Origin of the sequence: Variovorax sp. J2P1-31 (genome assembly GCF_030317215.1) — a bacterium.
In the GTDB taxonomy this organism is placed as follows: domain Bacteria; phylum Pseudomonadota; class Gammaproteobacteria; order Burkholderiales; family Burkholderiaceae_C; genus Variovorax.
Window position 1 is genome coordinate 823507 of record NZ_JASZYA010000003.1, and the last position, 21412, is coordinate 844918.

The following is a 21412-nucleotide window of genomic DNA, read 5'->3' on the forward strand; positions in this document are numbered from 1 at the left end:
TCAGCCCCTGGCGCTGCCGATGGCATCGACGATCGGCCGCGTCGCGGGGTATTGCGTGGCGAACTCCGTCCACAGCTTCGACACGTCGCGCGTCAACGCGGCGCGGTCCACGGTGCTCACCGTGACGCCCAGCGCCTTCAGCTGTTCGAAGGCCTTGGCCTCGGTGCTGGCGGCCTGGCCGCGCTGGAACTGCGTGGCATCGCGCGCGGCCTCGAGGAAAGGCTTCTGCAGCGCGGCCGGGATGCGCTCGAAGGCCCGCTTGCTGATCACCGGCATCACGGGATTGAAGATGTGCTCGGTCAGCATGCAGTGCTTCGCGACCTCGTAGAACTTGCCCGAGAGCACGGTCGGCGCGTCCTGCTCGAGGCCGTCGACCACGCCGGTCTGCAGCGCGGTGTAGATCTCGCCGAAGGGGATCGGCGTGGCCACCGCGCCCATGTACTTGAGGGTGGCGACGAAGTTGGGCACCGGCAGCACCCGGACCTTGACGCCGCGCAGCTCGGTCGCCGACTTCATCGGCGCCTTGGTGTAGACGTTGCGCGCGCCCAGGCTGTAGGCATAGCCCAGCACGTTCACCGAGGCGCGGTCCAGCAGCAGCTTCGACAGCGCGGCGCCGGCCGGCCCGTCGAGCGACTTGCCCACGTGATCGGCGTTCTGGAACAGGTAGCCCATGTCGAGCACGCCGATCTCGGGCACCGCGGTGGCCCAGATCGAGGTGCCGGAAACCATCATGTCGATGGCGCCCAGGCGCACCTGCTGGACGACGTCGGACTCCTTGCCCAGCTGGTTGTTGGGGAAATAGGTCAGCGCCAGCTTGTCGCCGGTGGCCGCCTTGAGGTTCTGGGCGAAGCGCTGGTACCAGAGGAAGTGCGAGGAATTGCTGTCGGCCGTGAGCGAGGAACTCATCCGCAGCTGGACCGTCGACTGGGCGCGCGCGAAGGCAGGCACGGCGAGCGCCGCGGCGGCGGCGCAGGCACGGCTCAGGACGAGGCGTCGGGAAGGCTGGTTCATGTTGTTGTCTCCTGGTGACGGCGGGCAATGCCGACCCCACAAGAAGTCGGTAAATCGTTACACAAGCCGTTTTTGGATCGTAGGACCAATCGGTGTAACGTTTTACTGGTGGAAACCATGAGGTCTGCGCCAAGCGTCGCCAGGCAGGGACGGACCGCAAGCGGCGCTCGATGGGAATCCGGGGCAAGCCCGCGCCGGAGCGGGCCCCGTCAGGCCGAAAGGCTCAGCGCGCTCGCGGCGGCGCGCTGACCTCACACAAGGCGACCTTTCAGCCGCCGGTCTTGGCGGCTGCGGCCACGGCCGCCGCGCGCAGCTTGTCCTTCTTGCTCGGGCGCTTGCCCTTGATGCCGCCCGTGCCGGCTTCGGCCTGCGCGTTCAACGCCTGGCGCGGCGCGGGCTCGAAGCCCGCCACCTGCTCGCGCGGCACCTGCGCGCCCTGGCGCTTCTCGATCAGGCGGAAATGCGCCTCGTCGTTCTCGGTAATGAAGCTCACCGCCACGCCACGCTCGCCCGCGCGCCCGGTGCGGCCGATGCGGTGCACATGGTCGACCGCGGAGCGCGGCAGGTCGTAGTTGACCACCGCGGGCAGCTGCACCACGTCGATGCCGCGCGCGGCCAGGTCGGTCGCCACCACCACCTGCACCCGCGAAGCCTTGAAGTCGGCCAGCACCTGGCTGCGCTTGCCCTGGCTCAACACGCCGTGGAAGGGCTCGGCCTCGAGGCCGGCCTTGCGCAGCTTGTCGGCCACGATCTCGGCCGCATGCTTGGTCGCGACGAACACCAGCACCCGCGCCCAGCGCTCGTCGCGCACCAGCCTGGCCAGCAGCTGGGTGCGGCGCGGGGCGTCGACCTCGATGGCACGCTGGGCGATGTCGGGCGCGGTGGCGGGCTCGGAGGGCACGTCGATGCGCAAGGGGTCGCGCAGCACCGTGGCGGCCAGCGCCTCGATGGCCGGCGGGAAGGTGGCCGAGAACAGCAGGGTCTGGCGGCGCGCGGGCAGCAGGCCCAGGATGCGCTGCAGTTCCTCGGCGAAGCCCAGGTCCAGCAGCCGGTCGGCCTCGTCCAGCACCAGGGTCGACAGCGCGCCGAGGCGCAGCGCGTTGTGCTCGACCAGGTCCAGCAACCGGCCGGGCGTGGCGACCATCACGTCGGCGCCGCCGCGCAGCGCCATCAGCTGCGGGTTGATCGACACGCCGCCGAAAGCCACCGCGATGCGCAGCGGCCGGGGCAGCGCCCGGGCGAATTCCCGCAGGGTGTCGCCCACCTGGGCGGCAAGTTCGCGCGTGGGCACCAGCACCAGCGCCGGCAGATCGCGCGCCGAACCGTTGCGTGCATCCAACAGTTTTTGGAGCAAAGGCAGCGCATAGGCGGCTGTCTTGCCCGATCCGGTCTGGGCCGAGGCCAGCAGATCGCGGCCGGCCAGCACCGCGGGAATGGCCGCGCTCTGCACCGGCGTCGGCTCGGCATAGCCCTGGGCGCTGGCAGCCAGCGCAAGAGGAGAAAGAAGGCCCAGGGCGGTGAATGGCATGCGGAGATGGTGTCTTGAACAGGGCCCGGAAGTCAGGCGAGGAGCGAGGCGGCAAGCATAGCCAGCCCACCCCTTCGCAGGGGCCACTTGCTTTTTTTTCGGGGTTTACGCGGGGGTGGGCAAAGCTTTTCACCCAAAACGCCAGGAGTGAACGACAATGCCCTAGCGTTTCAGGCGGTCTCCGTCTGCAGCGTGAACCGGTGATCGGTCAGTTTCGCGCCACAGCGCTCATTCAGTCAGTTGTGATTCTGGGACTCCATCGCTTTGTTATTTTGGTTTGAATTAGGAGTCCCTCCATGGGCAAAAAACTGTACGTAGGCAATCTGTCCTACTCCATCCGCGACAACGATCTGGAACAAGCCTTCGGCGAGTTCGGTGCTGTCACCAGCGCCAAGGTCATGATGGAACGCGAAACGGGCCGCTCCAAGGGTTTCGGTTTCGTCGAAATGGGTTCCGACGCTGAAGCGCTGGCAGCCATCGAAGGCCTGAACGGCCACACCCTCGACGGTCGCGCTCTGACCGTCAACGAAGCTCGCCCGATGGAACCCCGTCCGGCCGGCGGCGGCTTCGGCGGTGGCCGTAGCGGCGGCGGCGGTGGCGGCGGCTACGGTGGTGGCGGCGGCGGCGGCTACGGCGGTGGCGGCGGCCGCAGCGGTGGCGGCGGCGGTGGTGGTTACGGCGGCGGCGGCGGTGGCCGCGGCGGCTACTAAGCCCTCGCTCTCACATCCGTGAAATGAAAAGGCTCCTTCGGGAGCCTTTTTTGCGTCTGTACCCCGGCCATCGACGGCTTTGCAACCTGACTCCGGGCAGACCCGAAGCGCGCGCTACGCGTTACTGCTTAGCGCTTTCGTCAGCCCATGGTCAGGCGCCGCGGACGACCCTCATGCCTTCCAATCAGAGGGTCGAGACAATGGGTATCAAGAGTCAGGCTGACTTCTTTTCAGGGGTCATGTTCACTGCCGTGGGCGCCACCTTCGCGGTCGGCGCCACCACGTACAACATCGGAGACGGCGCCCGCATGGGGCCCGGCTACTTCCCGCTCATGCTGGGCGTGCTGCTGGCCCTGCTGGGGCTGGTGATCATCTTCCAGTCGCTGGTGGTCGAGACCGCCGACGGCGGAAAGATCGGCAAGTGGGCCTGGAAGCCGCTGTTCTTCGTGATCGCCGCCAACCTGGCCTTCGGCATCCTGCTGGGCGGCCTGCCGAGCATCGGCCTGCCCGCCATGGGACTGATCCTCGCGATCTATGCACTGACCATCATCGCCAGCCTCGCGGGCGAGCACTTCAAGCTGCGCGACGTGCTGGTGCTGGCCACCATCCTCGCCGTCGGCAGCTACGTGGCCTTCATCTGGGCGCTCAAGCTGCAGATCCAGGTCTGGCCCACGTTCATTTCGGGCTGAGCGAGAAAAAGAAAGAACACCATGGATCTGATTCACAACCTCTCGATCGGCTTCGGCGTCGCGTTCACCTTCACGAACCTGCTGTACTGCCTGATCGGCTGCATCCTGGGCACGCTGATCGGCGTGCTCCCCGGCATCGGCCCGGTCGCGACCATCGCGATGCTGCTGCCCGCCACCTACGCGCTGCCCCCCGTGTCGGCGCTGATCATGCTGGCCGGCATCTACTACGGCGCCCAGTACGGCGGCTCCACCACCGCCATCCTGGTCAACCTGCCCGGGGAATCGTCCTCGGTCGTCACCTGCATCGACGGCTACCAGATGGCCCGACAGGGACGCGCGGGCCCCGCGCTCGCGGCGGCCGGCCTGGGCTCCTTCTTCGCCGGTTGCGTGGGCACGCTGATCCTGGCCGCCTTCGCGCCGCCCTTGACCGAGCTGGCCTTCAAGTTCGGCCCGGCCGAATACTTCTCGCTGATGGTGCTGGGCCTGATCGGCGCCGTGGTGCTGGCCTCGGGCTCGCTGCTCAAGGCGGTCGCGATGATCGTGCTGGGCCTGCTGCTGGGCATCGTGGGCACCGACGTGAACTCGGGCGTGGCCCGCTTCAGCTTCGACATCCCTGAACTGACCGACGGCATCGGCTTCGTGGTGATCGCCATGGGCGTGTTCGGCTACGGCGAAATCATCGGCAACCTCTCGCAGCCCGACGACGAGCGCGAAGTGTTCACCGCCAACGTCAAGGGCCTGTGGCCCACCAGGGACGACTTCAAGCGCATGACGCCAGCCGTGCTGCGCGGCACGGCCCTGGGTTCGGCCCTGGGCATCCTGCCCGGTGGCGGTGCGCTGCTGGCGGCTTTCGCGGCCTACGCGCTCGAGAAGAAGATCAAGATGCAGCCGGGCGAAGTGCCCTTCGGCAAGGGCAACATCCGCGGCGTCGCATCGCCCGAGTCGGCCAACAACGCCGGTGCGCAGACCTCCTTCATCCCGCTGCTGACGCTGGGCATCCCGCCCAACGCCGTGATGGCGCTGATGGTCGGTGCGATGACCATCCACAACATCCAGCCGGGCCCGCAGGTCATGACCAGCAACCCGGAACTGTTCTGGGGCCTGATCGCCTCGATGTGGATCGGCAACGCGATGCTGATCATCCTGAACCTGCCGCTGATCGGCATGTGGATCAAGCTGCTGACGGTGCCCTACAAGTTCCTGTTCCCGGCCATCGTGCTGTTCTGCGCGGTGGGCGTGTACTCGACCAACAACAACACCTTCGACGTCTGGATGGTCGGCCTGTTCGGCTTCATCGGCTACCTGTTCCTCAAGCTCAGGGCCGAACCCGCGCCGCTGCTGCTGGGCTTCATCCTGGGCCCGATGATGGAAGAGAACCTGCGCCGTGCGCTGCTGCTGTCGCGCGGCACCTGGAGCGTGTTCGTCACGCGGCCGCTGTCGGCCGGCCTGCTGGTCGCCGCGGTGCTGCTGCTGGGCATCGTGCTGCTGCCGTCGATCAAGGCAAAACGCGAGGAAGCCTTCGTAGAGGATTGACTCTCCCCCCGGGGGCTCGCGCACTGCGTGTCGCTTCGCCCTCCCCCCTTCCGGGGGGCGACACCGGCGGCCCGGCAAAGCCGGTTCCGCGGTAGTACTTGGCTCTCCCCCAAGGGCTCGCGCACTGCGTGTCGCTTCGCCCCTCCCCCTTCCGGGGGCGACACCAGCGGCCCGGCAAAGCCGGTTCCGCGGTGTCCCACGAACAAGAAAGCCGCCCTCTCGGGCGGCTTTCTGCTTTGGGGCGGGGTGGTTTGTTTGCGTTCAGCTCGCTTCGACGACGAAGCTCACGACCGTGGTGGCGCTGCCGCCGATGTTGAGGGTGGCGAAGCGGCGGGCGCCTTCGACCTGGCAGGCGCCGGCGCGGCCGGTGACCTGGCGGGCGGCGTCGAGGACCATGCGCACGCCGGTGGCGCCGACCGGGTGGCCCAGGCCGATCAGGCCGCCGCTGGGGTTGATGGGCAGGCGGCCGCCGTGGGCGATGGTGCCGTCCTCGATCGCGCGCCAGCTCTGGCCCGGCGCGGTGAGGCCGAAGTGGTCGATGGCCATGTACTCGGTGGTGGTGAAGCAGTCGTGCGTCTCGATGCCGTCGAGCGCGAAGACGTCGGCCACGCCCGCGCGCCGGAACGCGCCCTGGATCGCCTCGCGCACATGCGGGAACACATAGGGCTGGCCCGCGCTGGCCTGCAGCTTGGGCGCGAGTTGCAGGTGCGCGGTGCGGTGGCCCCAGCCCGCGATGCGCGGCACGGCATCGAGCGACAGCCCGTGGCGCGCGGCCCAGGCTTGCGCGAAGCGCGGCGAGGCGAGGACCACGGCCGCGGCGCCGTCGGTCACCTGGCCGCAATCCTGGCGCCGGATCATGCCTTCGATCACCGGGTTGGCTTCGTCGTCGGCGGTGAAGCTGGCATCGGTGTACCGCCAGTCGCGCGTCTGCGCCAGGGGGTTGCGGCGCGCGTTGCCGATGTTGATCTCGGCGATGCGCGCCAGGTGTTCGTACTTCAGGCCGAAGCGCCGCTCGTATTCCTGCCCCACGAGATGGAACATGTGCGGCCAGACGTAGGTCGCGCCCTTGCCTTCCTGGCCGACCCAGGTGGCCGCGCCCAGGTGCTGTGCCGCCACCGCGCCGGGCACGTTGCGCTCGAGCTCCACGCCGGTGACCAGCACGCAGTCGTAGCGGCCGCATTCGATCTCGGCGCTCGCGGCCAGCAGCGCGATGCTGCCCGAGGCGCAGGCCGCTTCGTGCCGGCCCGCGGGCGTGCCGTCGAAGCCCGGGTCGATGGCCGCGAGCATGCCGCCCAGCTGGCCCTGGCCGGTGAACAGCTCGCCCACGAAATTGCCGACGTGGCCGGCCTCGATGTCACGCGCCTCGAGCCGCGCATCGGCCAGCGCGCCCTGCACCGCTTCGCGCATGAGTTCGAACAGGCCGTCGCCGGCGCGCGCGGCGTTGCGCGCGAAGTCGGTCTGGTGGCCGCCGAGGATGTAGACGGGGGAGGATGTCATGCGCTTCTTTCTGAGGAAGGGGTGGCGTGGCGTTGCACGGCCGCCTCGCGCGCCTGCGCGCGCAGCGGTGCCTTGACCAGCTTGCCGTTGAGGTTGCGTGGCAGCGGCGTGGCGCTGACCGTGACGAAGTCGGGCGTCTTGTAGTCGGCCAGCATGCGGCGGCACAGCGCGCGCACCGCCTCGGTGTCGATGGCCTCGGTGGCGTGCACGAACACATGGGTGCGCTCGCCCAGCACCGGGCACGGGCTCGCGACCGCCGCCACCTCGATCACGCCGGGATGGCGCTGGATCACGTTCTCCAGCTCCACGCAGTAGACCTTGAAGCCGCCGCGGTTGATCATGTCCTTGAGACGGTCGAACACGCGCACGAAGCCCTCGGCGTCGACGCTGCCGATGTCGCCCGAGCGCCAGTAGCCGGCCACGAAGGACGCGCGCGTGGCCTCGGCGTTGGCCCAGTAGCCGATGGCGTTGCCGGGGCTGCGGATCCACAGCTCGCCCGATGCGCCGACCGCCACCTCGCGCCCCTCGGCATCGAGCACGCGGATGTCGACGCAGGGCACGACCGTGCCTACGGTGTCGGGGTGGCGCGCCGCATCGCCGCGCTCGGTGAGCGTGACGGCCGAGGTCGTCTCGGTGGCGCCGAAGCCGTTGTAGAGCGCCAGGCCGGGCAGCGCCTCGGCCAGCCGCGCGATCGTGACCTCGGGCATCGCGGCGCCGCCGAAATGGCCGATGCGCCAGCACGAGAGATCGCGCTGCGGCAGTTCCGGATGCAAGAGGCACAGGTTGTACATGGCCGGCACCATCACCGCGGCGCTCACGCGGCGCGCCTCGATCAGCGCCAGCGTCTCGCCGGCGTTGAACTGGCGCTGCAGCACCAGGCAGCCGCCCACCTGCAGCGCGACCACGACCACCGCCAGCAGCCCGGAGATGTGCGAGCCCGGGATGGTCAGCAGCAAGCGGTCGTCGGCCGTGTAGCCGAAGCGCCGCACGTAGTGGCGCGCGGTGTGGAAGAAGCCCAGGTGCGACAGCACCGCACCCTTGGGATGGCCGGTGGTGCCCGAGGTGTACATGATGCAGGCGGGCTGCGTGTCGGCGAAGTCGGCCGCCACCGGTGCGTCGTTGCCGCCGGCCAGCAGTCCGGTGTACGTCAGCCCATCCGAGGGGTGACCGGCTTCCTCGATGCACACCCGGCAGTGCACGCCCGTGATCTCTTCGCGCGGCGGCAGCCGGTCGGCCAGCGCGGCATCGAACACCAGCGCCGACGCGCCGCACTGGTTGAGCATGTAGGCGAGTTCGGGCGCGCTCTGCCGCACGCCGATGGGCACCGCGATCGCGCCGAGGCGCCAGAGGCCGGCCAGCAGCACCACGAATTCGGCGCGGTTGCCCACGAACAGCGCCACGCGGTCGCCGGCCTTGACCTGGTGCGCGACCAGGCCGCTGGCGACGCGGTCGGCCAGGCGGTCGAGCTGGCGGTAGCTGATCGTGGTGTGGCCATCCTCGATCGCGGGCGCCTCGCCGCGCGCCGCCACCGCAGCGCGCAGCATCGCGTCGAGGTTGCGCGGCCGCTCGGCATAGCAGGGCACGAGCCGGTCGCCGTAGAGCGCCTCCAGGCGCAGTGCGTCGCTCATGGCTGCGGCCTCGCTTCGCGCGGCGCCGTGGGTTCGCGCATGCGCACCGCGCCATCGATGCGCAGCACCGAGCCGTTCATCATCCCGTTCTCGATCAGCGCCTGCACCATGTGCGCGAACTCATCGGGCCGGCCGGGCCGCGGCGGAAAGGGCACATCGTCGATCAGCGTGCGGCGGGTGTGGGTGGGCACCACCTCGTACATGCCGGTCTCGAAGGTGCCGGGCGCGATCGCCATCACGCGGATGCCGAAGCGCGCGAGTTCGCGCGCCAGCGGCAAGGTCATGCTGGCCACGCCGGCCTTCGAGGCGCCGTAGGCCGTCTGCGCCGAGAGCGCCTCGTAGGCGGCCACCGAAGCGGTGTTGACGATCACGCCGCGGTCCTCGCCATCGGCCGCATCGTCGCCGCCGAGCCCTTCGGCGAACAGGCGGATGGTGTTGAAGGTGCCCACCAGGTTGACCTCGATCACGCGCCGGAACACGTCGAGTTCGCGCGGCATGACCCTGCCCGTGGCCTTGTCGGTGCGGAACACGCGCGCGGGGCCGAGCACGCCCGCACAATTGACCAGGATGCGCGGCGTGCCAAGAGCGTCGCGCACCTGCGCGAAGGCCGCTTCCATGCCGGCGTCGGAGCACACGTCGCCGCCGATCGCGAGCACCTGCGGCATGGCCTGCGCCAGCGCGTCGAGCGGCGCGCCGGCCAGGTCGATCGCGGCCACGCGCGCGCCCTGCGCCGCCAGCCGCTGCACCGTGGCCCGGCCCAGGCCCGAGGCCGCGCCGGTGACGACGGCCACTGTTTGGTCGATCTGCATCGCGTCCTTTTTCTTTGTCGAAGCGCCCGCGTCAGACGCGGGCCGGCATGCGCAGCCCGCCGTCGAGGCGGATCACCTCGCCGTTGAGCATCGGGTTGGCGACGATGGCCAGCACCAGCGCCGCGAATTCGTCGGCCTGACCCGGCCGCTTGGGGAACGGCGGCACGGCCGCGAACACCACTTCGCGCGACCTGGGCGCGAGGTTGAGCGTCATCGGCGTCTCGAACACGCCGGGCGCGATGCCCATCACGCGGATGCCGTGTTCGCCCAGCTCGCGCGCCAGCGGCAGCACCATGCCGGCCACGCCGCCCTTCGAGGCCGCATAGGCCGCCTGCCCCATCTGGCCGTCGAAGGCCGCGATCGAAGCGGTGTTGACGATCACGCCGGCCTCGGCGTCGCCGGCGCGGTCTTCGATCATCTGCGGCACCGCGCAGCGGATGCAGTTGATCGCGCCCAGCAGGTTGATCTCGACCACGCGGCGGAAGGCCGCCAGCGGCATGGCGACGCCGCGGCGCACCACGCTGCCGGGATCGGCGATGCCCGCGCAATTGACCAGCAGCGCGGTGCGGCCGAGGCGCGCCTCGACCTGCGCGAACACGGCCTCGATGCCCTCGGCATCGGCCACGTCGGCCGCGAAGCCGGTGGCGCCGAGGCGTGACGCCGCCGCTTCGACCGCCGCCGCATCGCGGTCGATCAGCACGACCCGCGCACCCGCGGCCCGCAGCGCCTGCGCGGTGGCCGCGCCCAGGCCCGAGGCACCGCCGGTGACCACCGCCACCTTGCCTTCGATCGTCGAACGGATGTCTTGCACGGGCATCTCAGGCCTCCCTCGCACCGTCGCACGAAGCACGACGCATGAAACCGTCAAGGTCACCGTCCAGGGACACCGCGGAACTGGCTCTGCCAGGCCGCCGGTGTCGCCCCCTGGAGGGGGAGGCGCCGCAGGCGCTACGGGGGTGGGTCATACGCCCGGTCGGTTCATCTGGCAGTTCACGGGGAGTTCCGTCACGGGCCCCGGCACCTTCGCCACCGTCTTCCACCCCATGCCCAGGCCCTCGGCGTCGTACTTGACGCCCTTCACCAACTGGTTGATGTAGAGCGGATGCGTGGCCTGGTGGTCTTCCTTGCGCATCTGGATCTTGCCGAAGGGCGAGTCGTACTCCATGCCTTCCAGGGCCTGCGCGATCTTCACCAGGTCGGTGGTGTTGCCCACCTTCTGGATGGCGCGCGCCAGCATGTCCATCTGCACCAGGATCGAGGTGTAGTAGAGGTCCTCGCCGTACTTGGCCTTGAAGTCGCGCTGGTATTTCTCGAGGGCCGGCTGCTTGTCCTCGACCGGCACGTTGGGGTGCCACGACGAGATCTGGAACACCGTGTCTTCCCCCGCGGCACCGATCGAGGTGGGCACGCCGAACAGGCCGCCGTAGTAGGTCACGTAGCGCGCGTTCGAGCCCGACTCCTTGCTCGCGCGCACCAGCAGCGAGAGGTCGTTGCCCCAGTTGCCGGTGAGCACCGTGTCGGCGCCCGACTGCTTGATTTTCAGCACGTAGGGCGAGAAGTCCTTGACCTTGCCGAAGGGATGGAAGTCGTCGCCGACGAACTGCACGTCGGGCCGTGCCTTGCCGATGATGGCGCGCGCGTCGGCGCTGACCTGGCGGCCGAAGGCGTAGTCCTGGTTGATCAGGTAGATCTTCTTGATCTGCGGGTTCTGCTTCACGTAGTCGGCGATGGCGTACATCTTCATCAGCTGGTGGGCCTCGAAGCGGAACATCCAGAAGCTGCACTTCTCGCCGGTCAGCTCGGGCAGCGCCGAGCCGTAGTTGAGGTAGAGCACCCGCGCGTCGGGATTGCGCGCGTTGTGCTTCTCGATCGCGCCCTGCAACGCGCCCGCGATGCCCGAGTTGCCGGCCTGCACCATGAAGCTGATCTTCTGGTCGATGGTGCTGTTGAGCATCGAAATCGCCTTGGCCGGATCGCCCGCGTTGTCCAGCGGCACCACCTCGAGCTTGCGGCCCAGCACGCCGCCGCGCTCGTTGATCAGGTCGACCGCATAGAGCAGCGTCTTGGCCACGGTGACGCCGGTCGAGGCCGTGGGGCCCGAGAAGGTGTCGATGTGGGCGATCTTGAGCGTCGGTTGCGCCTGCGCCGTCGCGGCCAGCGCCCAGGGAAGGAGCGCGGCGCCCACGCACAGCGAGCGGCCCAGGGAACGAAGGAATGCCATGGTGTTTGTCTCCGGAGGAAGTCGGTGCGCGGGAAGCCCGTGCCCGCTCGGTTCTTTGCGGTCAATGAAAGTTACTCGGCAGTAACTTGTCGTTAATATAGGAACGACAAGGCGAGGCGTCAAGCGGGCAGACCCGCTGCGCGCTTGGCCCACAATCCCCTGCATCCATGGCTCCCACGTCCAAAGTCAAAACCCCGCCGAAGCCGCCACGCTGGAACAATGCGCTGGCCGGCACGCCCGACCCGCGCGAGATCCGCAAGCGCGCGCTGATCGCCGCCGCCGGCCGCACCTTCGGCGTCAAGGGCTTCCACAACACCACGCTGGACGACATCGCGAACGCGCTGGCCGTGACCAAGCCCGCGCTCTACCGCTACGTCAAGAACAAGCACGAGATCCTCTACGAGTGCCATCGGCTGGCCATCGGCATGGCCGAGGAGGCGCTGGCCGAAGCCGAAGCCGGGCAGCCCGCGGCGCTCGAGGCGCTGCGCGACTTCGTCGAGCGCTACATCCGCAAGATGACCAGCGAGCTCGGCACCTGCGTGGTGCTGACCGAGTACTACTCGATGACCGCGCAGCACCACGCGCTGATCCAGCAGCGCCGCCGCGTGGTCGACACGCAGCTGCGCGCGCTGGTCACGCGCTGCATCGACGAAGGCGCGATCGCGCCCTGCGACCCCAAGCTCGCGGTGTTCTTCTTCATGGGCGCGATCAACAACATCAACCGCTGGTTCACCGAGAAGGGCGAGACCCGCGGCGACGCGATCGCCGCGGCCTTCGCGGACCATGTGATCCACGGGCTGCGCCCGGCCGCGAAGGGCCGGCGCGCCAAGGCCGGCAGCTAGCAATCAGGCCTGCAAGGCGCGCCGCAGTTCGGCCGCGCACAGCGCGAGCGCGGTGTTCGCTTCGTCGAGCACCCGGCCCATGGGCAGGAAACCGTGGATCTGGCGCTCGAAGCAGACATGGCTGCTGCGGTTGCCGGCCGCGGCCAGCGCGTTCGCGTAGTCCAGCCCTTCGTCGCGCAGCGGGTCGTAGCCGGCGGTGAGCACCAGCGCGGGCGGCAGCCTCGACAGGTCGGGGTGCAGCAGCGGCGAGGCGCGCCGGTCGAGGTCGTGCCGCGCGTCGTCGATGTAGTGGTCGTGGAAATAGGCCAGCGTGTCGCGCGTGAGCAGGTAGCCCTCGCCGTTGGTGCTGTGCGAGGGCTGACCGCGCCGCATGTCGGTGGCCGGGTAGATCAGCAGCTGGAAGGCGATCGGCAGGTCGCCCGCATCGCGCGCCGCGATCGCGACCACGGCCGCGAGGTTGCCGCCCGCGCTGTCGCCGCCCACCGCGAGCCGCTGCGCATCGAGGCCCAGCGAGGCGGCGTGGGCATGGACCCAGCGCGTGGCGGCCAGCGCATCGTCGACGGCCGCGGGGAAGCGATGCTCGGGCCCCATGCGGTAGTCGACCGCGACCACGGCGCAGCCCGCGCCGTTGGCCAGGCCGCGGCACAGCACATCGTGCGTGTCGAGGTCGCCGATGACCCAGCCGCCGCCGTGGAAGTACACCAGCGCGGGCAGCACTGCATCGGCCTTCGCGCCCAGCGGGCGGTAGAGCCGCAACGGAATGCCCTCGGCCTGCAGATCGCGCACCTCGGCCACCTCGGGCGCATCGGGCTGGGTGAAGGTGCGGCGCTCGCGGTAGGTGGCGCGGGCCTCGGCCGGCGAGAGCGTGTGCGTGGGCGGCACGCCGCGTTCCTTCATCAGATCGAGCAGGGCACGGGCCTGGGGATGCAGCATGGGTCGCTCTCTTCCGCGAGTGGAGGGGACAGGGTTCAGGCCTGGCGCGGTTTCACGCGCGAAGCGGCTTCCTTGGCGTTGGCGCGCGCGGTGTCGACATCGGCCGCATGCGCCAGCGCCACGCCCATGCGGCGCTTGACGAAGCTCTCGGGCTTGCCGAACAGGCGGATGTCGACGCCATGCACCGACAGCGCATCGGCCACGCCGTCGAACACGATGCCGGTGGCGTCGACGCCGCCGTAGATCACCGCGCTGGCGCCCGCGCTCTTGAGCGTGGTGTCGACCGGCAGGCCCAGGATCGCGCGGGCATGCAGCTCGAACTCGTTCTGCCACTGGGTGGCCATGGTCACCATGCCGGTGTCGTGCGGGCGCGGGCTGACCTCGCTGAACCAGACCTCCTCGCCCTTGACGAAGATCTCGACGCCGAACAGGCCCTGGCCGCCCAGGTCGTCGGTCACGGCGCGCGCGATCTGCTGTGCCTTCTTGAGCGCCACCGGCGACATCGGGTGCGGCTGCCAGCTCTCGACATAGTCGCCGCCCACCTGCACATGGCCGATGGGCTCGCAGAAGTGCGTCTGCACTGCGGCCTGGGCGTCGGGCGCGCGCACGGTCAGCAGCGTGATCTCGTAGTCGAAGTCGATGAAGCCCTCGACGATCACGCGGCCGTGGCTCACGCGGCCGCCGGCCATCGCGTAGTCCCAGGCCTTCTGCACATCGGCCGGGCCGTCGATCTTGCTCTGGCCCTTGCCGGAGCTGCTCATCACGGGCTTCACGATGCAGGGGTAGCCGATGCCGGCGTCGATGGCGGCCTGCAGCTCGGCCAGCGAATCGCAGAACTTGTAGGGGCTGGTGGGCACGCCCAGCGTCTCGGCTGCGAGGCGGCGGATGCCTTCGCGGTCCATTGTGAGGCGCGCGGCGCGCGCGGTGGGGATCACGCGCACCACGCCCGCGGCCTCGAGCTCCTGCAGCATCGGCGTGGCGATGGCCTCGATCTCGGGCACCACCAGCTGCGGGCGCTCGGCCTCGATCAGCGCCTTGAGCTGGGCCGGATCGCTCATGGTGATGGTGCGCGCGTGGTGGGCCACCTGCTGGCCCGGCGCGTTCTCGTAGCGGTCGACCGCGATGGTCTCGACGCCCAGGCGCTGCAGCGCGATCAGCACCTCCTTGCCGAGCTCGCCGGAGCCGAGCAGCATCACGCGGGTGGCGGTGGGGGACAGGGGGGTGCCGAGGGTGGTCATGGCGAAGTGTCTCGAAGGGGAAAGCGGGCACTTTAATGCACCGGCGCTGCGCCACAATGTCCTTCTGCGCGCCTTCGCCGCGCACCCCTCTTTTTTCATTTCCTCAGGAGCATTTGGCATGAGCATTCAAACCGTCGGCATCATCGGCGCCGGAACCATGGGCAACGGCATCGCGCAGGCGTGCGCGGTCGCGGGCGTCAAGGTCGTGATGGTCGACATCTCGCAGGCCGCGGTCGACAAGGGCCTGGCCACCGTGGGCGGCAGCCTCGACCGGCTGATCAAGAAGGACAAGCTCACGGCCGAGCAGAAGGCGGCCGCGCTGGCGCTGATCCAGGGCTCGACGAACTACGAGGACCTCAAGGGCGCGCAGCTGGTGATCGAGGCCGCCACCGAGAACCACGCGCTCAAGCTCAAGATCCTGGGCCAGGTCGATGCGCTGCTGGCGCCCGAAGTGATCATCGCGACCAACACCTCGTCGATCTCGATCACCAAGCTGGCGGCCGCCACCTCGCGCGCCGACCGCTTCATCGGCATGCACTTCTTCAACCCGGTGCCGATGATGGCGCTGGTCGAACTGATCCGCGGCTACCTCACCAGCGACGCCACGCACGACGCGGTCAAGGAACTGGCGGTGCGCCTGGGCAAGTCGCCCATCACGGTGAAGAACGCGCCGGGCTTCGTGGTCAACCGCATCCTGGTGCCGATGATCAACGAGGCCTTCTTCGTGCTGTCCGAAGGCATCGCGACCGCCGAGGACATCGACGCCGGCATGAAGCTGGGCACCAACCAGCCCATCGGCCCGCTGGCCCTCGCCGACATGATCGGCCTGGACGTGTGCCTGGCCGTGATGGAGGTCTACCTCGAGGAGTACGGCGATTCGAAGTACCGCCCCTGCCCGCTGCTGAAGGAAATGGTCGCGGCCGGCCAACTCGGCCGCAAGACCGGCCAAGGCGTGTACACCTACTGACCCCCGAGGGGCTGGCCCACTTCGTGTGGCGGCGCCCTTCCCCCTTCCAGGGGGCCACACCAGCGGCCCGGCAAAGCCGGTTCCGCGGTGTTCCGCGATGAGAGAAGATAGCGCGCAGGAAGAACAAAAAGACAGGAGACCAAAGAATGATCGCCACCGGCACCACCCCGCCGCCCGAGGGATGCATCGACACGCAGGTGCTCGACCATGTGCTCCTGATCGGCATCAACCGCCCGGCCAAGCGCAACGGCTGGACGCCGCGCATGTTCCGCGAGCTGGCCGAGGCCTACACCCGGCTCGACGACGACCCCTCGCTGCGGGTCGGCGTGCTGCATGCCTTCGGCGATCACTTCACGGCCGGGCTCGACCTGCCGGCCTTTTCCGAATTCATGCAGCGCGGCGAGAAGGTGGTGCCCAAGGGCCTGGTCGAGCCGCACGACTTCGGGCTCGAGGGTTATCGCCGGCGCACCAAGCCGATGGTGGTGGCGGTCAAGGGCATCTGCTTCACGGTCGGCATCGAGCTCATGCTGGGCGCCGACATCGTGGTCGCGGCCGACAACTGCCGCTTCTCGCAGCTGGAGGTGCAGCGCGGCATCATGGCCACGGGCGGCGCGACGCTGCGCATGGCCGAGCGCGCGGGCCTGGGCAACGCGATGCTGCACCTGCTCACGGCCGACGAGTTCGGCAGTGCCGAGGCGCTGCGGCTCAACTTCGTGCAGCGTGTGCTGCCGGCCGGCGAGGAGCTGGGCGAGGCCCTGCGCATCGCGCAACGGATCGCGGCCCAGGCGCCGCAAGCGGTGATCGCCACCCGGCTCAACGTGCTCAAGGCCGTCGAGCAGGGGCCGATGGCCGCGGTGGCCGAGTTCATCGACACGCAGAAGCGCCTCGCCAGCAGCGAGGACGCGGCCGAGGGCGTGCGCGCCTTCATCGAGCGCCGGCCGGCCCGCTTCACCGGCCGTTGAGACACACGGGCGACGGCATCCGCACCGCGCGCCCCACCCGCAGGTTTTTCAACAGAGGAGACCCACCCATGCCTGTCCAATCCCTCCTGCGCCGCGCGGCATCGCTGGCCGCTGGCACACTGTTCGCGATGAACATCGCCAGTGCCCAGACGCCGCCGCCCACGCTGCCCGACCCCGCGGCCACCTCGGTCGAGGCCCTGGGCTGGATGCAGGGCTTCCCGCCGCCGCCCGACAAGCTGATCGTCTTCGACGCCGGCACCGGCGGTGTGTTCCCGCGCAACCGCTGGACCTTCTCGCATGTGCGCGAGACCGTGCCGACGGCCAACGTGTGGCGCGGCGGCGGCGCGGCATCGGCCCTGCCCGCGGCGCCGCGCGACCTCGACGGCATCCGCTTCCAGGCGATCGGCGGCGAGACGATGAACTTCGGCCAGATGGTGGCGCGCACCTACACCGACGGCATCCTGGTGCTGCACCGCGGCCAGGTGGTCTACGAGAAGTACTTCGGCGCGCTCACGCCCGAGCGGCCGCACCTCGCGATGTCGGTCACCAAGTCCTTCGTCGGCACGCTGGCCGCGATCCTGGCGGCCGAGGGCCGGCTCGACCCCGGCGCGCCGGTCACGAAGTACCTGCCCGAACTCAAGGACAGCGCCTACGGCGACGCCACCGTGCGCCAGGTGATGGACATGACCATCGGCGTGAAGTATTCGGAGAACTACGCCGACCCCAAGGCCGAGATCTGGGACTACGCACGCGCCGGCGGCATGCTCGCGCAGGCACCGGGCTATGCCGGGCCCAGGACCTTCTACGACTTCCTCAAGACGCTGCAGAAGGAAGGCGCGCACGGCGAAGCCTTCGCCTACAAGACGGTCAACGCCGAGGTGCTGGCCTGGATCCTGCGGCGCGCATCGAACCAGTCGCTGGCCGAGCTGATGAGCGAGAAGATCTGGCGCCGCATCGGCGCCGAGCAGGACGCCTATTTCATGGTCGACCGCATCGGCACCGAGTCGGGCGGCGGCGGGCTCAACACCACGCTGCGCGACCTGGCCCGCTTCGGCGAGACGATGCGCAACGGCGGCCGGGCCAACGGGCAGCAGGTGATTCCCGCGGCCGCGGTGGCCGACATCACGCGCGGCGCGAGCAAGGCCGACTTCGCCAAGGCCGGCTATGCGCTGCTGCCGGGCTGGTCGTACCGCGACATGTGGTGGATCACGCACAACGAACACCAGGCCTACATGGCGCGCGGCATCCACGGCCAGAGCATCTACGTCGACCCGAAGGCCGAGATGGTGATCGTGCGCTACGCCGCGCACCCGATCGCCGCCAACGCCGGCAACGACCCGCTGACGCTGCCGGCCTTCCACGCGGTGGCCAAGGCATTGATGGACAACTGATCGCGCCTGCGGCGCCGTCCGGAGCCGGCCGGCGCTGCACGCCTTGCATGACGGCGCCATGACGCCGTCGCTTCGACCCTGACGGCATCCCGGCAATTACTTTGCGCACAATTCAATTGTTCGCTACAGTTCAGACCATGCGCTCCGCCCCCACCCTCGACGACATGCTCAAGCTGGACAACCAGCTGTGCTTCGCCGTGTACTCCACCTCGCTGGCCATGACGCGGCTCTACAAGCCGATGCTCGAGAAGCTCCAGCTCACCTACCCGCAGTACCTGGTGATGCTCGCGCTGTGGGAGCGCGACGGCGAGATGGTGTCCGAGCTCGGCGAACGCCTGTCGCTCGATTCGGGCACGCTCACGCCGCTGCTCAAGCGCCTCGAGGCCAACGGCTACCTGACGCGGATGCGCGACGCGGCCGACGAGCGCCGCGTGCGCATCACGCTCACCGCCGCCGGCCGCCGGCTCAAGGCGCGCGCCGCCGATGTGCCGGCCTGCCTGATGGCCGCGGCCCAGTGCTCGGTGCCCGAACTCGTCGCGCTGACGCAGCAGATCCAGACCCTGCGCGACCGCATCAAGGCCGCCTAGCCACCCACCTGTTTCCATCCCACCGCTTCTTCTTTCGGAAGCATTTTTCCCACCTCCTCTTCAAGGAACGACCATGACCACGAAACTCGACAAGGTTCTCTACACCGCCGAAGCCCACACCACCGGCGGCCGCGACGGCGCAGGCAAGAGCAGCGACGGCGCGATCGACGTGCAGCTGAGCTCGCCCGGTTCGGGCAAGCCGGGCACCAACCCCGAGCAGCTGTTCGCGGTCGGCTATGCCGCCTGCTTCATCGGCGCGATGAAGGCCGTGGGCCCGAAGATCGGCGTCAAGGTGCCGGAAGACGTCGCGATCGACTCCAAGGTCTCGCTCGGCCCGACGAATGGCGGCGCGGCCTACGGCATCGCCGTGCAGCTCGCCATCACGCTGCCCGGCCTGGACGCCGAAACGAAGCAGAAGCTGGTCGACACCGCCCACCAGGTCTGCCCGTACTCGAACGCCACCCGCGGCAACATCGACGTGACGCTGACGATCGCCTGATCCCGCGTCCCCGCAGCACGACCAGGCGCCCCGGCCACGAGCCGGGGCGCTTTTTTCATGGCGACGCTTGTCTCGCGCGTGACGACCCGACACCGGGCGCGATGGCCGTTTTCATCCGGCGCGGCTAAGGTGGCTGCCGGCCCCCCCATTCACGCCCCGTGGAGACCGCCCCATGCATACCACCACCCGTTTCCAGGTCCGCAAGGACCAGCTCGCCACCACGCGCCTGCAGACCGCCGCCGACCCACCCCTGGCCGACGGCCAGGTGCGCGTTCGCATCGACCGCTTCGCGCTGACCTCCAACAACATCACCTACGCCGCCTTCGGCGACGCGATGCGCTACTGGCAGTTCTTCCCGGCCGATGAAGAGGGCTGGGGCCACATCCCGGTGTGGGGCTTCGCGCGCGTGGTGCAGTCGCTGCATCCCGGCGTGGCGGTGGGCGAGCGGCTCTACGGCTACTGGCCGATGGCGTCGGGCACGGTGCTGAGCCCCGACCGGCTTTCACCCGCGCGTTTCACCGACGCGGCGCCGCACCGCGCCGAGCTGCCGGCCGTCTACAACCAGTACTTCCGCTGCGATACCGATCCGCTCTACACCGCGGACACCGAGGACCTGCAGTCGCTGCTGCGGCCGCTGTTCATCACCTCGTGGCTGATCGACGACTTCATGGCCGACAACGACTTCTTCGGCGCCCGCACCCTGCTGCTGTCCAGCGCCTCGAGCAAGACCGCCTACGGCACGGCCTTCCAATTGCACCAGCGCCAGGGCATCGAGGTGGTCGGCCTCACCTCGGCCGCCAACGTGGCTTTCTGCGAGAGCCTGGGCTGCTACCACCGCGTCGTGACCTACGATGCGCTCGATGCCATCGCGGCCGACACGCCCTGCGTCTACATCGACTTCGCCGGCAACGGCGCGCTGCGCACGGCCATCCACACGCGCTTCACCGATCTGCGCTACAGCAGCTCGATCGGCGGCACCCATGTGGCGCAGCTCTCGGCCAAGGGCGCGGGCAAGGACCTGCCCGGCCCGCGCGCCACGCTGTTCTTCGCGCCCGCGCAGATCCAGAAGCGCAGCGCCGAATGGGGCGCCGACGCATTCGGCCGGCGCATGGTGGCCGCCTGGCACGACTTCCTCGCCACCGTGGCCGACCCGCGCCAGCCCTGGCTGCGCGCCGAACACCACGAGGGCGGCGAGGCGGTGCAGGCCGCCTACGCGCAGGTGCTGGCGGGCCAGGGCGACCCGCGCGTCGGTCATATCCTTTCGCTTCAGACGCGACCGGAAGGTCTGTAACGGCCCCGGGGGTCGGTGTGGCGACAATGGCCGCATGACCTCTTCCAGTGCGCCCGCCAATACCCATCCCTACGAGAGCCTCACGCCCGACGTGGTGCTCGACGCGCTGGCCACGCTCGACCTGCACGGCGACGGGCGGCTGACCGCCCTCAACTCCTACGAAAACCGCGTCTACCAGGTGTTCCTCGACCAGCCGGCCGACCACGCGTCGGTGGTCGTCAAGTTCTACCGGCCCGAACGCTGGACCACGGCCGAGATCCTCGAGGAACACGCCTTCGCGCTCGAACTCGCCGCGGCCGACGTGCCGGCCGTGCCACCGCTCGAGGTGCACGGCCGAACCTTGCACCACCACGACGGCTTCGCCTTCAGCGTGAGCCCCTACCGCGGCGGCCGCTCTCCCGAGCTCGACGACTTCGAGGTGCTCGAATGGGTGGGCCGCTTCCTGGCGCGCATCCACACCATCGGCGCGGCCCGGCCCTTCGTCGCGCGTCCGGCGCTCGACCTGCAGACCTTCGGCACCGCCTCGCGCGACTGGCTGCTGGGCCACGACAAGGTGCCGCTCGACGTGCAGCGCGCCTGGGAAACCGCCTGCAACGCCGCGCTCGACCGCATCGCCGCCACCGCCCTCTCGCCCACCTCGACCGACGCCCAGCTGCGCAAGCTGCGGCTGCACGGCGACGTGCACCCGGGCAACATCCTCTGGACCCCGACCGACCGCCCGAACGGCGGCCCGCACTTCGTCGACCTCGACGACGCGCGCAGCGGCTTCGCGGTGCAGGACCTGTGGATGCTGCTGTCGGGCGACCGCGCGCAGCGCACCGGCCAGCTGAGCGGCCTGCTCGACGGCTACGAGCAGTTCCGCTCCTTCGACCGCCGCGAGCTCGCGCTGATCGAGCCGCTGCGCACCTTGCGGCTGATCCACTACAGCGCCTGGCTCGCGCGGCGCTGGGAAGACCCGATCTTCCCGATCAACTTCCCGTGGTTCGGCACCAGCGACTACTGGAAGGGGCAGATCCAGATGCTGCAGGACCAGTGCGAGTCGATGGACGAGGAGCCGCTGTACGCCTGAGGCCGGT

At 69.4% G+C, this 21412-nt stretch carries 20 protein-coding genes; 11 read left to right on the forward strand and 9 right to left on the reverse strand.

Annotation, left to right across the window (positions count from 1 at the left end; all coding sequences use genetic code 11):
• Window positions 1–1011 (reverse strand): TRAP transporter substrate-binding protein, encoded by a 1011-nt coding sequence (locus tag QTI20_RS23625; RefSeq protein WP_286553868.1) that lies wholly within the window; start codon window positions 1009–1011, stop codon window positions 1–3.
• A gap of 268 nt (window positions 1012–1279) precedes the next feature.
• Window positions 1280–2539: a DEAD/DEAH box helicase gene (locus QTI20_RS23630; protein ID WP_286553866.1), complete on the reverse strand. Its 1260-nt coding sequence runs from the start codon at window positions 2537–2539 to the stop codon at window positions 1280–1282.
• Between the two features lie 296 nt (window positions 2540–2835).
• Here QTI20_RS23630 and rbp point away from each other — a divergent pair, with 296 nt between their 5' ends.
• The 3 genes from rbp to QTI20_RS23645 all read left to right on the forward strand — a co-directional run bounded on the left by rbp (window position 2836) and on the right by QTI20_RS23645 (window position 5471).
• The gene (gene rbp, locus QTI20_RS23635; protein WP_286553865.1) at window positions 2836–3249 is read left to right on the forward strand and encodes an RNA-binding regulator; all 414 of its coding nucleotides are present in this window, start codon (window positions 2836–2838) and stop codon (window positions 3247–3249) included.
• Window positions 3250–3449: 200 nt separating this feature from the next.
• Window positions 3450–3938 carry a tripartite tricarboxylate transporter TctB family protein gene (locus QTI20_RS23640; RefSeq protein WP_183028034.1) on the forward strand — a complete coding sequence of 163 codons (489 nt, stop codon included), beginning with the start codon at window positions 3450–3452 and terminating at the stop codon, window positions 3936–3938.
• A gap of 21 nt (window positions 3939–3959) precedes the next feature.
• The gene (locus QTI20_RS23645) at window positions 3960–5471 is read left to right on the forward strand and encodes a tripartite tricarboxylate transporter permease (RefSeq protein WP_286553864.1); all 1512 of its coding nucleotides are present in this window, start codon (window positions 3960–3962) and stop codon (window positions 5469–5471) included.
• A 261-nt stretch (window positions 5472–5732) separates the two neighbouring features.
• Here the strand turns inward: QTI20_RS23645 and QTI20_RS23650 are convergent, their stop codons facing one another.
• From QTI20_RS23650 to QTI20_RS23670, 5 genes are all read right to left on the reverse strand, one after another.
• The gene (locus QTI20_RS23650) at window positions 5733–6968 is read right to left on the reverse strand and encodes an acetyl-CoA acetyltransferase (protein ID WP_286553862.1); all 1236 of its coding nucleotides are present in this window, start codon (window positions 6966–6968) and stop codon (window positions 5733–5735) included.
• Complete coding sequence (locus tag QTI20_RS23655; protein WP_286553860.1) at window positions 6965–8596, reverse strand: class I adenylate-forming enzyme family protein; 1632 nt, start codon at window positions 8594–8596, stop codon at window positions 6965–6967. The genes QTI20_RS23650 and QTI20_RS23655 overlap by 4 nt, the downstream gene beginning before the upstream one ends.
• Window positions 8593–9405 carry an SDR family NAD(P)-dependent oxidoreductase gene (locus QTI20_RS23660; protein ID WP_286553859.1) on the reverse strand — a complete coding sequence of 271 codons (813 nt, stop codon included), beginning with the start codon at window positions 9403–9405 and terminating at the stop codon, window positions 8593–8595. The genes QTI20_RS23655 and QTI20_RS23660 overlap by 4 nt, the downstream gene beginning before the upstream one ends.
• 31 nt (window positions 9406–9436) lie before the next feature.
• Entirely contained in the window at window positions 9437–10222 is a 786-nt protein-coding gene (locus QTI20_RS23665; protein WP_286553858.1) for an SDR family NAD(P)-dependent oxidoreductase, read from the reverse strand.
• Window positions 10223–10366: 144 nt separating this feature from the next.
• Window positions 10367–11626: a branched-chain amino acid ABC transporter substrate-binding protein gene (locus tag QTI20_RS23670; protein ID WP_286553857.1), complete on the reverse strand. Its 1260-nt coding sequence runs from the start codon at window positions 11624–11626 to the stop codon at window positions 10367–10369.
• Window positions 11627–11793: 167 nt separating this feature from the next.
• On the opposite strand from QTI20_RS23670, the gene QTI20_RS23675 reads away from it, so the two are divergent.
• Window positions 11794–12468, forward strand: coding sequence for a TetR/AcrR family transcriptional regulator (locus QTI20_RS23675; protein WP_183028028.1), 675 nt, complete (start codon window positions 11794–11796; stop codon window positions 12466–12468).
• A gap of 3 nt (window positions 12469–12471) precedes the next feature.
• On the opposite strand, the gene lipP1 is transcribed toward QTI20_RS23675, so the two are convergent.
• A complete protein-coding gene (lipP1, locus tag QTI20_RS23680) occupies window positions 12472–13401 on the reverse strand; it encodes a LipP1 family hormone-sensitive lipase (RefSeq protein ID WP_286553856.1) in 930 nt (309 codons plus the stop codon).
• Window positions 13402–13436: 35 nt separating this feature from the next.
• Window positions 13437–14639, reverse strand: a complete 1203-nt coding sequence (gene purT, locus QTI20_RS23685) for a formate-dependent phosphoribosylglycinamide formyltransferase (protein ID WP_286553855.1) — start codon at window positions 14637–14639, stop codon at window positions 13437–13439.
• 118 nt (window positions 14640–14757) lie between these two features.
• Between purT and QTI20_RS23690 the strand changes: the two genes are divergently transcribed.
• From QTI20_RS23690 to QTI20_RS23720, 7 genes are all read left to right on the forward strand, one after another.
• Window positions 14758–15606, forward strand: a complete 849-nt coding sequence (locus QTI20_RS23690; protein WP_286553853.1) for a 3-hydroxybutyryl-CoA dehydrogenase — start codon at window positions 14758–14760, stop codon at window positions 15604–15606.
• A 146-nt stretch (window positions 15607–15752) separates the two neighbouring features.
• Window positions 15753–16568 (forward strand): crotonase/enoyl-CoA hydratase family protein, encoded by an 816-nt coding sequence (locus QTI20_RS23695; RefSeq protein WP_286553852.1) that lies wholly within the window; start codon window positions 15753–15755, stop codon window positions 16566–16568.
• Window positions 16569–16636: 68 nt separating this feature from the next.
• Window positions 16637–17959 (forward strand): serine hydrolase domain-containing protein, encoded by a 1323-nt coding sequence (locus QTI20_RS23700; protein WP_286553850.1) that lies wholly within the window; start codon window positions 16637–16639, stop codon window positions 17957–17959.
• Window positions 17960–18096: 137 nt separating this feature from the next.
• On the forward strand, window positions 18097–18546 hold the full coding sequence (locus QTI20_RS23705) for a MarR family winged helix-turn-helix transcriptional regulator (protein ID WP_286553849.1): 450 nt from the start codon (window positions 18097–18099) through the stop codon (window positions 18544–18546).
• 73 nt (window positions 18547–18619) lie between these two features.
• Complete coding sequence (locus QTI20_RS23710) at window positions 18620–19045, forward strand: organic hydroperoxide resistance protein (protein WP_183028020.1); 426 nt, start codon at window positions 18620–18622, stop codon at window positions 19043–19045.
• A 172-nt stretch (window positions 19046–19217) separates the two neighbouring features.
• Window positions 19218–20336, forward strand: coding sequence for a DUF2855 family protein (locus QTI20_RS23715; RefSeq protein ID WP_286553848.1), 1119 nt, complete (start codon window positions 19218–19220; stop codon window positions 20334–20336).
• Between the two features lie 34 nt (window positions 20337–20370).
• Complete coding sequence (locus QTI20_RS23720) at window positions 20371–21405, forward strand: serine/threonine protein kinase (protein WP_286553846.1); 1035 nt, start codon at window positions 20371–20373, stop codon at window positions 21403–21405.
• Window positions 21406–21412 lie beyond the last annotated feature (7 nt).